At 41.0% G+C, this 12,053-nt stretch carries 13 protein-coding genes and 1 riboswitch; of the genes, 10 read left to right on the top strand and 3 right to left on the bottom strand.

Annotated features, from left to right (window positions below; translation table 11 throughout):
* Positions 1–28: 28 nt before the first annotated feature.
* Positions 29–403 (bottom strand): DUF413 domain-containing protein, encoded by a 375-nt coding sequence (locus AN390_RS12560; RefSeq protein ID WP_055254859.1) that lies wholly within the window; start codon positions 401–403, stop codon positions 29–31.
* 90 nt (positions 404–493) lie between these two features.
* Between AN390_RS12560 and AN390_RS12555 the strand changes: the two genes are divergently transcribed.
* The 8 genes from AN390_RS12555 to ung all read left to right on the top strand — a co-directional run bounded on the left by AN390_RS12555 (position 494) and on the right by ung (position 8,209).
* The gene (locus AN390_RS12555; RefSeq protein ID WP_004587984.1) at positions 494–1,363 is read left to right on the top strand and encodes a LysR family transcriptional regulator; all 870 of its coding nucleotides are present in this window, start codon (positions 494–496) and stop codon (positions 1,361–1,363) included.
* Positions 1,364–1,561: 198 nt separating this feature from the next.
* Complete coding sequence (locus tag AN390_RS12550) at positions 1,562–2,494, top strand: porin (protein ID WP_055254857.1); 933 nt, start codon at positions 1,562–1,564, stop codon at positions 2,492–2,494.
* A 46-nt stretch (positions 2,495–2,540) separates the two neighbouring features.
* Positions 2,541–2,681: riboswitch (cobalamin riboswitch) on the top strand.
* Positions 2,682–2,792: 111 nt separating this feature from the next.
* On the top strand, positions 2,793–3,602 hold the full coding sequence (locus AN390_RS12545) for an ABC transporter ATP-binding protein (protein ID WP_055254856.1): 810 nt from the start codon (positions 2,793–2,795) through the stop codon (positions 3,600–3,602).
* 4 nt (positions 3,603–3,606) lie between these two features.
* Positions 3,607–4,611: an iron ABC transporter permease gene (locus AN390_RS12540; protein ID WP_055254854.1), complete on the top strand. Its 1,005-nt coding sequence runs from the start codon at positions 3,607–3,609 to the stop codon at positions 4,609–4,611.
* A gap of 5 nt (positions 4,612–4,616) precedes the next feature.
* Positions 4,617–6,107 carry a cobyric acid synthase gene (locus AN390_RS12535; RefSeq protein ID WP_055254852.1) on the top strand — a complete coding sequence of 497 codons (1,491 nt, stop codon included), beginning with the start codon at positions 4,617–4,619 and terminating at the stop codon, positions 6,105–6,107.
* Positions 6,091–6,690 (top strand): cob(I)yrinic acid a,c-diamide adenosyltransferase, encoded by a 600-nt coding sequence (gene cobO, locus AN390_RS12530; RefSeq protein WP_055254850.1) that lies wholly within the window; start codon positions 6,091–6,093, stop codon positions 6,688–6,690. Before AN390_RS12535 ends, cobO begins: the two co-directional genes overlap by 17 nt.
* The gene (locus tag AN390_RS12525) at positions 6,690–7,550 is read left to right on the top strand and encodes a cobalamin-binding protein (protein ID WP_055254848.1); all 861 of its coding nucleotides are present in this window, start codon (positions 6,690–6,692) and stop codon (positions 7,548–7,550) included. Before cobO ends, AN390_RS12525 begins: the two co-directional genes overlap by 1 nt.
* Positions 7,547–8,209, top strand: coding sequence for a uracil-DNA glycosylase (ung, locus tag AN390_RS12520; protein ID WP_055254846.1), 663 nt, complete (start codon positions 7,547–7,549; stop codon positions 8,207–8,209). Before AN390_RS12525 ends, ung begins: the two co-directional genes overlap by 4 nt.
* Before the next feature lie 180 nt (positions 8,210–8,389).
* Here ung and AN390_RS12515 read toward each other — a convergent pair whose 3' ends face one another.
* Positions 8,390–8,578, bottom strand: a complete 189-nt coding sequence (locus tag AN390_RS12515; protein WP_004587992.1) for a DUF3545 family protein — start codon at positions 8,576–8,578, stop codon at positions 8,390–8,392.
* 304 nt (positions 8,579–8,882) lie between these two features.
* Entirely contained in the window at positions 8,883–9,833 is a 951-nt protein-coding gene (gene tal / locus AN390_RS12510) for a transaldolase (protein WP_004587993.1), read from the bottom strand.
* 254 nt (positions 9,834–10,087) lie between these two features.
* Here tal and yaaA point away from each other — a divergent pair, with 254 nt between their 5' ends.
* Entirely contained in the window at positions 10,088–10,867 is a 780-nt protein-coding gene (yaaA, locus tag AN390_RS12505; RefSeq protein ID WP_024031572.1) for a peroxide stress protein YaaA, read from the top strand.
* A gap of 123 nt (positions 10,868–10,990) precedes the next feature.
* The gene (locus tag AN390_RS12500) at positions 10,991–11,947 is read left to right on the top strand and encodes a mechanosensitive ion channel family protein (protein ID WP_029774207.1); all 957 of its coding nucleotides are present in this window, start codon (positions 10,991–10,993) and stop codon (positions 11,945–11,947) included.
* Positions 11,948–12,053: the final 106 nt, after the last annotated feature.

Here is a 12,053-nt window from a genome sequence, read left to right as displayed (position 1 = left end):
AACGCAAAAAAGCAAATATCTTAGAGGCTTATACGCTATCTGATTCGGTATAATCGTCTTGGCTTATTGGTACCGGCCCTGACATTTTTGAACGGCCAAAAAGTGTATGAAACTTGGTTTTACAGGTTGTTAGTTTTAAATATTTAACCCAGGCTTTTTCGATTGGGTTTGTAGGTTCTTTACTGCCACAAACTACGTCAACAAATTGCTCTTGTAGCGTATTTTGGGGTGCTAAAGTTTTATTATAAAGGCCTTTTAGTACAACGCCGTGTTGCTCTAATATGCTGGCTTCTAATAAGGTGAAGTTTCCGCTGCGGCTAAACCCGCGAGGAAAGTTTTGATCATCATAAAATTGACGTTGGCTAACAAACGCTTGGCGAAGTAGTGAAATATCGTTGCTCATAACTGTATCCTCATACCCTGTTTATTGCTGGAGTATGATGCAAGTTTGACAATTTATTAAACAAGTTATTTTTATCGTGAGGATAAAAAATTGGATATAGATTTATTAAAAACATTTGTAGAGGTTGTGCGCACGCGTCACTTTGGTAAAGCGGCTGAAAACCTGTATATCACTCAATCGGCAGTAAGCTTTCGGATTCGCCAGTTAGAGCAGGGGTTGGGTGTAAACTTGTTTATTCGCCAGCGTAACAATATTCAATTAACGGCGCCAGGAGAGCGATTGCTTCCGCACGCTAAAATGATCATTACCGGCATGCAGCGTGCCAAAGTGGATGTGGCACTTGCCGATAACATGCACAAGCAAATAAGTTTAGCGGGTACACCTAATATATGGGATGCGTTTTTACAATTTGGCATTACTAATATTGTGTCGGCTATGCCTGGGGTCTCGTTGGTCGCAGAGGTTAAAGCCCAACAAGAAAGCACGCGGTTATTATTAGAGCGTACGCTTGATTTAGCCATTTTATTTGACCCCCCTAAAGTAGACGAGCTTGTGGTTGAGCGAATTTGCGAGCTGCCAATTATTCCGGTTAGTGGCTATGACACGGCCACTAACGAGAACTTTTTTGATAACCAATATGTATACGTTGATTGGGGTACTACGTTTTCGCTATGGCATGCGCGCCAATTTACCGGTAAAACGCCGCCTTATTTTAGAACCAGTACGGGGCGTATTGCCCTTGATTTAATTCTTCAGTGTGGCGGCAGTGCGTTTATCCCCGAGGTACTTGTTGAATCTCACCTAGAAAAGGGTGAGCTGTTTCATGTAAAAGACGTAGAACATACTTCGCGTGATATTTTTGTGGCCTACCACAGAGACAACGAACAAAAAGAGCTAATAGAAACCCTGATTAACTTATTACCTAAAATAAATGCTTATCAGCCTGTTGATGAACACTAAATACCGACTATGATTTTTAATGAGGTTGAATAGGTACAATTTTGTTTATTAAATATTCATGTCGGTTTGTTTTCAGAATTTAGACACTTTTATTAAAATAAAAAGACAAAAATGTTTCCTTTGTAATATATCTGTCATTTAACGGTGACAAACTGCAGCTGTTTTAAAAATTAGTCTTGTGATTATCGAGGAAATAACATGAATTTTGTAAAATCGAGCTTATGTGTTGCACTAGTAAGTGGTTTATCTTTTAGCGCGTTTGCAGACGTTGATGTATACGGTAAAGCGAATGTTACTGTGCAATCGTCTGATGATGGCGAAGGGTCTTTCACTGAAATTAAAAGTAATGCATCTCGCTTTGGCCTAAAAGGGTCTGAAAAGATTACTGATGGATTAGAAGCGGTTTATAAGTTTGAGTTTCAAGTTGATGTATCTGATGCTGACTCTAAAGGTGATAACGACGACAATATTTCTGCACGTAACCAGTACGTAGGTTTAAAAGGTGCATATGGTCAAGTTGTTGTGGGTCGTAACGATACAGCGCTTAAACAATCGCAAGGTAAGTTAGATTTATTTAATGACCTTGAAGGCGATATTAAAAATGTCTTTAAAGGTGAAAACCGCTTAGGTGATTCAATCACTTATACATCTAAAAGCTACGAAGGCTTTAAAGTACTTGCTACATTTATTGCCGAAGATGACGTAGCTGCAGATAACGGCTATTCAATGGCGGTTACCTACGGTGACTCTGCACTTAAAAAGAGTGCGGTTTACGCCTCGGTTGCAGCCGATAGCGAAGTAAATGGCTACGATGTAGTGCGTGCGTCAATTCAAGGTAAAGTAGAGAGCTTTAAATTAGGCGCTATGTACCAAACTCAAGAAAAAGTAGACGGTAGCGCAGAAGCTGACGGCTATTTATTAAACGCAGCCTACAGCATGGGTAAAAACACGTTTAAAGTGCAATACCAAGCAATGGACTTTGATGACAGCGACGACAAAACGGCAGTTTCTGTAGGTGTTGATCATAAGTTTAATAAAAACATTAAAGTATTTGGTTTTTACTCAAGCTTCGATATGGACAACAATGTTGACCAAGACTACGTTGGCCTAGGTATGGAATACAAGTTTTAAGCGTTGCTTAAACACTCCCTTTATTAACCGCGCTCTAATGAGCGCGGTTTTTTTTGCTTTAAATTATTTACTTACCCGCCCATAATAGATCCTCATTTGGAATGGGGTGAAATTCCTCAACTATTCCCGTAACTGTAATTAGCATCACGCTTTAAGTCAGATACAAATGATACATATCAATCAGCATGAGAAGTTCTAGATTGGTATACTTTTTTAACGAGCGGGTAAACTCATTTTTATTGATGCACTAGTCTTTTAGCTGTGTGTTAGTGAGTGCACGCTTTCCAAGGACTCACTTTTGCAAACTACATTAGCGCCAAATACACCCTTATTAAACGTTCAAAATGTGTCGTGGGAAGTTGATGAACACGCCATTTTAAACAATATTAATTTACACATAGCTAAGGGTAAGTTTATTGGGTTAATTGGCCCAAATGGGGCGGGTAAGTCGAGCTTACTGCGCTGTTTGTATCGCTTTAATAAACCCACCGCTGGTAACGTTACCTTTAATCAGCAGGATATTTGGCAGCTTAAAAGTGAAGACTACGCAAAATATGTTGCTGTAGTTCTACAAGAAACGCCTGCGCAATTTAACCTAACATTATTTGATGTGGTTGCCCTTGGGCTTACACCTCATAAATCATTATTTAGCGCCACCACCCACAGCGACAAACAAAAAATTACACAGGCAATAAAAACCGTAGGGCTTGAGCAACAGTGTAAGCAAAATTTTGAATCGCTTTCGGGGGGCGAAAAGCAACGTGCATTAATTGCCCGCGCTATAGTGCAGCAACCGCAATTACTCATCATGGATGAGCCAACTAGCCATTTAGATGTTAAATATCAAATACAAGTGATGGAACTGGCAAAATCGCTAGGGGTCACTGTGTTTGCCTCATTTCATGATTTAAATTTAGCAGCCGCTATGTGCGATGAGCTGGTGGTTATTAATAAAGGTAAAATAACACATACAGGTTCGCCTGCGCAGGTACTTAGTGAGGACATGCTAGCGGATGTTTTTGGGGTATGTGCGCGCGTAACTAGCCACCCTCAGCGCACAGAAAATGGCCAAACTATTCCTCATATTACTTACTTTTATGGCTATTAATTAAATGGATATAACAAAAATAAACCAGTGGACAATATTTATAGCAGCCGTATTAATTGCACTGGGTAGCCTTTTTAGCGCACTGAGTTTTGGCGCCGCAGATACGCCGTTAAGTGATGTGCTCACAGGGATTTTATCAGCAGGGGAGGGCTCGTTTAACGCGCGTATTATTTATGAGCTTAGGTTACCTCGTACCTTACTTGCCTTTATGGCGGGTGCAGGTTTGGCTATTGCAGGGCTTATTTTACAAACGGTTACTCGTAACCCGCTCGCTGATCCGTATTTATTTGGCATATCGTCAGGCGCGTCGTTTGGGGTAGTACTGCTTATGGCTGTTGCGGGTATTAGTGCAGGGTTTATGTTATCGGCTGCTGCCTTATTAGGGAGTTTTTTAGCAATGGGCTTATTGATACTTATTGCTGGGCGGCAAAAAAGGTCGCAAGTAGAGTCTATGTTGCTAGCGGGGGTGGCGCTGTCATTTTTATTTAGCGCATTTACAAGTTTATTGCTGTATTGGAGTGACCCGCAAGCAGTGGCTGGTATTTTGTTTTGGACGTTAGGTAGTTTTGCCCGCGCACAATGGGCCACGTTATGGTTGCCATGCGTGGTTATAGTGGTGTGTATTAGCTTTATGTTGAGCTTTAAAAGGCAGTTAAATGCGCTGCTTCTTGGCGATGAAAGCGCGATAACGCTTGGGGTCCGTGTGCACCGTTTTAGAATTTTAATGTTGGTATTGAGCTCGTTAATAACGGCCGTGCTGGTGGCCCTATGTGGCGGTATTGGTTTTGTAGGTTTAATGGTGCCGCACATAGTGCGCTTTTTTATATCTCAGGGCAGTACTGCTGGCTTATTAATTACCAGCTTAGTGGGCGGCACGTTTATGGTGTGGGTCGATGTGCTTTCGCGCTCATTACTTAAAAACCAAGAGCTCCCTGTAGGGGTAATTACAGCAGCCATGGGTAGCGTATTTTTTTTAAGCTTACTCTTTTTTAGAAAAACAAAGGCATAGTGCTGATGAAAACCTTAATGATTCAAGGCACTACCTCAGATGCCGGAAAAAGCACCTTAGTTGCTGCGCTTTGTAGAGTGTTTGCAAAGCGAGGTGTAAAGGTCGCGCCTTTTAAACCGCAAAATATGGCGCTTAATAGCGCGGTTACAAAAGAGGGGGGCGAAATAGGCCGTGCGCAAGCTTTGCAAGCTATAGCCGCTAAAGTAGAGCCTCAAAACGACTTTAACCCTATATTGCTCAAACCCAATAGTGATACGGGGGCACAAGTCATTGTACATGGAAAAGCCATTAGTAATATGGAGGCAGGGGCGTATCATAACTATAAACAAGTTGCGATGGATGCAGTGCTTGCCTCGCATAAACGCCTAGCAAAGCAGTTTGATTTATTATTGGTTGAGGGCGCAGGCAGCCCCGCAGAAATAAACCTACGCGAGAACGACATTGCCAATATGGGTTACGCAGAAGCGGTAGATTGCCCTGTCATTATTATTGCCGATATAGACAAAGGCGGTGTGTTTGCGCATTTAGTGGGCACACTTGCGTTATTAAGCGAATCCGAGCAAGCGCGCGTAAAAGGCTTTGTTATAAACCGCTTTAGAGGCGATATAAGCTTGCTACAAAGTGGGCTAGATTGGCTTGAGCGCTACACAAAAAAACCAGTGCTTGGAGTGCTGCCTTATTTGCATGATTTAGCACTTGATGCCGAAGATGCTGTAGCAATAGATAACACGGTGACGACTGCCACCATTAATATAGCCGTGCTTTTATTGCCGCATATTAGTAACCATACCGATTTTGATGCATTGCGGCTGCACCCAAATATTAATATAAATTATGTACGCCACACACACGCGATCCCACCGGTTGATCTGATTATTATTCCTGGCAGTAAAAACGTGCTGGGTGATTTAAGTTTTGTAAAAAATGAAGGCTGGGATACACAAATAAAGCGGCACTTACGCTATGGTGGCAAAGTATTGGGTATCTGTGGTGGTATGCAAATGTTGGGGTATACCATAAATGATCCCAACGGAGTCGAGTCGTCATTAAAGCAAGTAACGGGGCTTGCCCTATGCGCTTTTGAAACCACACTTAGCACGCAAAAAGTACTCACTAAAGTAACGGCGGCTATGCAGTTAAATGATTTGCAAACACCGTGTAGCGGCTACGAAATTCATGCCGGCATTAGTGAAGGCGCAGCACTTAATAAGCCATTTTTAACGTTTAACGCGCACCCTCATGGGTTTGAAAACGATGGCTTTATTAGTGACGACAATGCCATTGCTGGTACTTATTTACACGGCTTGTTTGATGAACCCGCTGCCACACTGCAAATTTTAAAGTGGGTAAAAAGCGATGCAACCATACAACCTGTGAGTATTGTATCGCACCGCGAGCAACAACTTGAGCGCTTAGCCACTATGTGCGAGGCGCATTTGAATATACAACACATTATATCGATTTATGAAGGAGATAATAATGACGGATACAAATAACGATAAGCACCAGCAGCGCCAACAAAAAGTAAAAGAGCAGGTAGATGCACGCGTGGCTGCTGCGCAAGATGTTAAAGGGATATTTCAGGTAATTACGGGTAATGGTAAAGGTAAATCTACCTCAGGCTTTGGTGTGGTTGCTCGCTGCGTAGGGCATGGTAAAAAAGCCGCTGTTTGTCAGTTTATTAAAGGCACATGGGAGTGTGGAGAGCGTAATTTATTACAAGGTGCAGGGGTTGAATTTGCCGTTATGAATACCGGTTTTACATGGGATACGCAAAACAAAAAAGCCGACACCGCAGCCGCGCAAGCAACGTGGCAAGAGTCAAAGCGTATGCTTGCAGATAGCAGTATTGATTTAGTATTACTTGATGAGCTTACCTACATGGTGACTTACGGTTATATTGATTTAGATGAGGTAGTAAACGCGCTAAATAATCGCCCTCCCATGCAATCGGTTATTATTACAGGTCGCGCAGCGCACCGCACGTTAACAGACCTTGCCGATACAGTAAGCGAAGTGCGCAATGTTAAACACGCCTTCGACTCGGGTATAAAAGCACTAGAAGGGTTTGATTACTAATGTATAAAGCGTTTTTTACTGCACTGCTGTTATTGAGTTCAGGGGGCAGTGCCGTGGCCAGTGATACAGCTGCGCCAGATAAACTGCGCGTTGTAGCACTTGCACCGCATATAGTAGAAAACCTATTTGCTATAGGTGCGGGAAGTAATATTGTTGGCACTGTTGATTACGCTGATTACCCAAATGAAGCTAAAAGTATTGAACGCATTGGTGGTTACTATGGTATTTCCCTTGAAAAATTATTAGCGCTAAAACCCGATTTAGTGATTGGTTGGAAAAGCGGTAATCAAAGTGAAGATTTAGAACAAATTAAACGCCTTGGTATAAAAGTACATTTAAGTGATCCCAAAAAAATAGAAGAAGTTGCAAACGAGCTGATTGCTTTTGGAAAATTTACAGGGCGTATTGAGCAAAGCAAGCAAGTAGCAAACGCATTTATTACTAAGCTCAAAAAAATTAAAAAGCAGCAGCAAAGCAAAAAAATATTAACTGGTTTTTATCAATTATGGCCAGAGCCAATGATGACGGTAAGTGAAAATACATGGATAAACCAGCTTATAGAAACATGTCATGTAAGCAATGTATTTGCACACAGCCCAACCGACTACCCACAAATAAGTATTGAAAACGTGGTGATTAAAAAACCACAGATTATTATTGTTCCTGATGAACAAGCCGATAAGCCACAACCTAAAATTAATTGGCAAAAATGGCCAGAAGTCCCCGCTGTAAAACAGAACCAATTTATACGTGTAAATGCCGATTTATTACATCGTTTTACGCCGCGCATGCTAGATGGACTGGCAAATATGTGTGATAAAATAGACGCATCACGCAAACAAATTAAGAGTATACAATGAGCGATTGGCCAGCCTTTTTAGAATATGAATTACAGCAACCTTATATGCAGCAAACATTAGATTATGTAGCAAAACGCCGTGTCGAAGGTGTTGCTGTGTACCCACCCAAAGAGCAAGTATTTAGTGCCTTTGAAGCGACAGCCCTTAACAATATTCGCGTGGTTATTTTAGGTCAAGACCCATACCACGGAGAAGGCCAAGCCCATGGCTTATGTTTTTCTGTGTTGCCAGAGGTTAAAAAGTTACCGCCGTCGCTAAAAAATATGTACAAAGAATTGGCAACGGATATTCCCGGTTTTGAAATACCAGACCATGGCTACTTACAAAGCTGGGCAGAGCAGGGCGTGTTTTTACTCAATACAGTACTCACGGTTGAGCAAGGCCAAGCGCACTCGCATAAGCATTTAGGGTGGGAGCAATTTACCGATAACGTGATAGCTCATATAAATGCACACTGCAAAGGGGTAGTGTTTATTTTATGGGGCGCTCATGCGCAAAAAAAAGGTAAAAATATTAATAGCGCTCGCCATCATATTTTAAAAGGGCCGCACCCATCGCCGCTTTCTGCGCATCGTGGTTTTTTTGGCTGTAAGCACTTTTCACAAACAAATGAATTGTTACAAGCCCAAGGCGATACGCCCATTAACTGGCAGGTTTAATTGATATATTAAAAAAGGCTTTCGTATCATGAAAGCCTTTTGCTTAGTTATTGAGTATTAATGCCCATGCGCAATAATTATCAATTATTTTGAAGGGGTAAAACCTAGCGTTAGCTTTACTATCGATACGGTTTTCCTGCCGCAAAATAAATTGCCTAATTGAGCGCAATGAGTTTGAAATTAAAAATCTAGCTCATCAATTTCAATGCTGTCTGTAAAAAAGTCTAACTCCTGTAGTTCTTTACGTAACCGTTGTTTGTCTTTTATGGCCTCAATCTCGCGCCACTTTCTTTTTTTATTCTTTTGAGAGGTTTTTCTTGTTGTATCAGGACCTTCTAATATCTCTAATATATCGTTTAGGCTATCCATGACTATCTCCTATTGATTTTAGTGAACCTCGAGAATACCTATACCACAGGCCTAGCTAAAATAGAATAAAAAAGTGACGAATTTGTTACAGGTATGTGATGCGTTGATGAAGTTTAATACTAACTAGCTTTATTGAGCGCGTTATTTTTAAATAAAAAAATAAATAAAAAAATACTAAAAGTTAGCTATTTAGCTGTGTAGGCAATGGTACATGCTGTGGCAGGTTAGTATAAAGCGGTGCGGATTATATTAAGGGCATAAAAAAACGCCGCAGGTGCGGCGTTTAATACATAACTAGCGCGTATTACATTGCTTTAAAACGTGCTTCTAGCTGCTCTTGTGCATCTGCGAATGAGCGGATACCTTCAGCTAGTTTTTCAGTGGCCATTGCATCTTGGTTATGTAACCAACGGAACTGCGACTCAGTAAGTGGAGCAGGCTTTGGCTCTTTAGGAATATCACTTTGTAGTAAGTATTCTTCTGCGCCTTCTAAATTGCCTAAGTCTTCTAGTAGGTTAGGGCTAATCGTTAGCTTGTCACAACCTGTAAGCGCAATAATTTCGCCGGTGTTACGGAAGCTTGCGCCCATAACAACGGTTTTGTAATCGTGGCGTTTATAAAACTCAAAAATGCTACGTACAGATTGAACACCTGGATCTTGTAGCGGATCGGTTGGTTTTTCCATACCATTTGCTACGTGCCAATCTAAAATACGGCCAACAAATGGCGAGATTAAAAATACATTTGCATCGGCACATGCACGCGCTTGAGCATCGCTAAATAATAAAGTTAGGTTACATTTAGTCCCTTCTTTTTCTAGCTGTTCGGCCGCTTTAATGCCTTCCCATGTAGACGCAACTTTGATTAAAATTTTGTCTTTGCTTACACCTTCTTTTTCATAAAGGCTAAGCAGGGTATGTGCTTTATCAATAGTTGCTTGGGTGTCGAATGATAAACGAGCATCTACTTCAGTAGAAATATAACCAGGTACAATTTCGCTAATTTCTTTACCAAGTAATACGGCAAAGTAGTCACATGCAAGTTCAAGCTGTTTAGCTGCATCTTGCTCTGTTTCTTTTGCATAGCTCCAAGCTTTATCTAAATAAGGCTTGTAAGCTTCAATCTCGCTCGCTTTTAATAAAAGCGACGGGTTTGTGGTTGCATCTTCAGGTTGATGCTTTTTGATCGCTTCAATATCGCCAGTGTCGGCTACGATAGATGAATGTTGTTTTAGCCTTTGTAGAGCGCTAGTCATTTGCCTTCCTCATTCCAAGCAAGTTAAAAGAAAATCTAAACTACCTTAATATAAGTATTCAATACTGCAACAGTGTGACAATGCTTGATAGGTCTTATGTCCTTATCAATAGAAAAACGACGATGCATGATTTATTAAGGTAGGATTTAGGCCATTGCGATTAATTTTCAATGGTATTTTATAAACAAAACGTGCTTTTCGTCTCATTTAATGTTGAAATTGACATTAAATAAATTACAAGTCAATAGCTAACTATGATCACTGTTATTTCACCAGCAAAAAATCTTGATTACGAAACGCCACCCGCAACAGATAAGTTCACTCAACCTGAATTACTAGAGCACAGCGAAGAGCTCATGAAAGTATGCCGTGAACTAACTCCAGCGCAAATTGGCAGCCTAATGAAAATTAGCGATAAGCTTGCAGGGCTTAACGCTGCGCGCTTTAGCGAATGGTCGCAACCATTTACACAAAGTAATGCTAAACAAGCGGTACTAGCCTTTAACGGCGATGTGTACGGTGGTTTAGATGCCGCAACACTCACTGCCGCTAACCTCGATTATGCGCAAAGCCATTTACGAATACTTTCAGGTTTATACGGCTTATTAAAGCCGCTTGATTTAATGCAAGCCTACCGCCTAGAAATGGGTACTAAGCTTGATAACCCTCGCGGGAAAAATTTGTATGAATTTTGGGGCAGCATTATTGCTAATAAATTAAATGAGGAATTAAAAGCGCAAGACGCACAATACCTCGTTAATCTTGCTTCAAACGAGTACTTTAAAGCAGTAGATAAAAAAGCACTCAATGCGCAAATTATTACCCCGCATTTTAAAGACTGCAAAAATGGCCAATATAAGGTAATTAGCTTTTACGCTAAAAAAGCGCGCGGCATGATGGCCCGTTACATTATAGAAAACCAGGTAACACAGCTTAGCCAATTAAAAGAGTTTACTGTGGCGGGTTATTACTTTAGCCCTGAAGCAACAGCAAAAGAGCTTGAGCCAGTATTTATGCGCGACGAGCAAAACTGAGCATTTATACTCAGCAAACAATGAGTTAAAAAGCCATGCATTGCATGGCTTTTTTTATGCTGGCGCTAAACTTGCTAACTTCACCTACTATTAATGAGATAAAAAATAGATAGGTGTAAAAATATGATCAGCATACCTTCAGTAGCCGAAGCCGAAAAACTCATCGAAGAAAAACTCGGAGGGTGGTTTGATGTAGTAATAAGCCACATCCCAAACTTTATTGTGGCAGTGGTAATAGCCATTGTATTTTCAATAATAGCGCGCTTTGCCGGCCAGCTAATGAAAAACCTATTAAGGCGCTCACTCGACTCTAAGCAAATTGCTGATTTAATGGCGTCTATTTTTAAGGTTATTGTGTTATGTGTGGGCCTATTTATCGCTTTAGATTTTATGGGGTTAAAAGGCACAGTCACATCGTTACTAGCGGGTGCGGGTATTGTAGGTTTAGCCATTGGCTTTGCTTTTCAAGACATGACCGAGAACTTAATTGCCGGTATTGCTATGGGAATACGCAAGCCATTTAAAGCGGGTGATGTAATTGAAACCGACGATGTATTTGGCTCTGTACATTCTATAAACCTGCGTAACACGCTAATAGAGAGCTTTTACGGGCAGTTAATACTGGTACCTAACAAGGTATTATTTAGAAACGTGTTAAAAAATTACACCACGTTAGGCGTTAGACGAATAGAAGTACCGGTGGGTATTTCATACGGCGACGACATTGAAAAAGCCAAAGAAGTTATCGTTGATAAAATTAACGAGTTTGACTTTGTAATACGTAAAGATGAAACCGCTGTGTACGCAGAAGGTTTTGGCGACAGTAGTATTAATTTACTGGTGTGGTTTTGGATAAAATACCCAGGCGAGCCAGACTTTATGACAGTACGCCATAAAGGCGTAGTCGCTGTTAAACAAGCGCTTGATGCTGCAGATATAAGTATTCCATTCCCAATACGTACGTTAGATTTTGGCATTAAAGGCGGTGAAAAGCTCGATGCCATGATAAGCGATAAAATAAACCAACAGTCACCCAAACAACAAGGCGGGAGTAATACGGGTTCAAATCAAAGCGAATGAGCGACTAATACTGCTTTAAACTAGCCCAGTAATAGTTACCCACTAGCAGCGCATTTTTACATAAAAAGTGCGCTGCTAGTAATTTCAAAGCGCTAAGTCGGGTTAA

It is taken from the genome of Pseudoalteromonas sp. P1-11 (genome assembly GCF_001399995.1).
GTDB classification, from domain to species: domain Bacteria; phylum Pseudomonadota; class Gammaproteobacteria; order Enterobacterales; family Alteromonadaceae; genus Pseudoalteromonas; species Pseudoalteromonas atlantica.
Note: the sequence above shows the minus strand (reverse complement) of the source record. Positions and strands in the feature narration are given on the sequence as shown.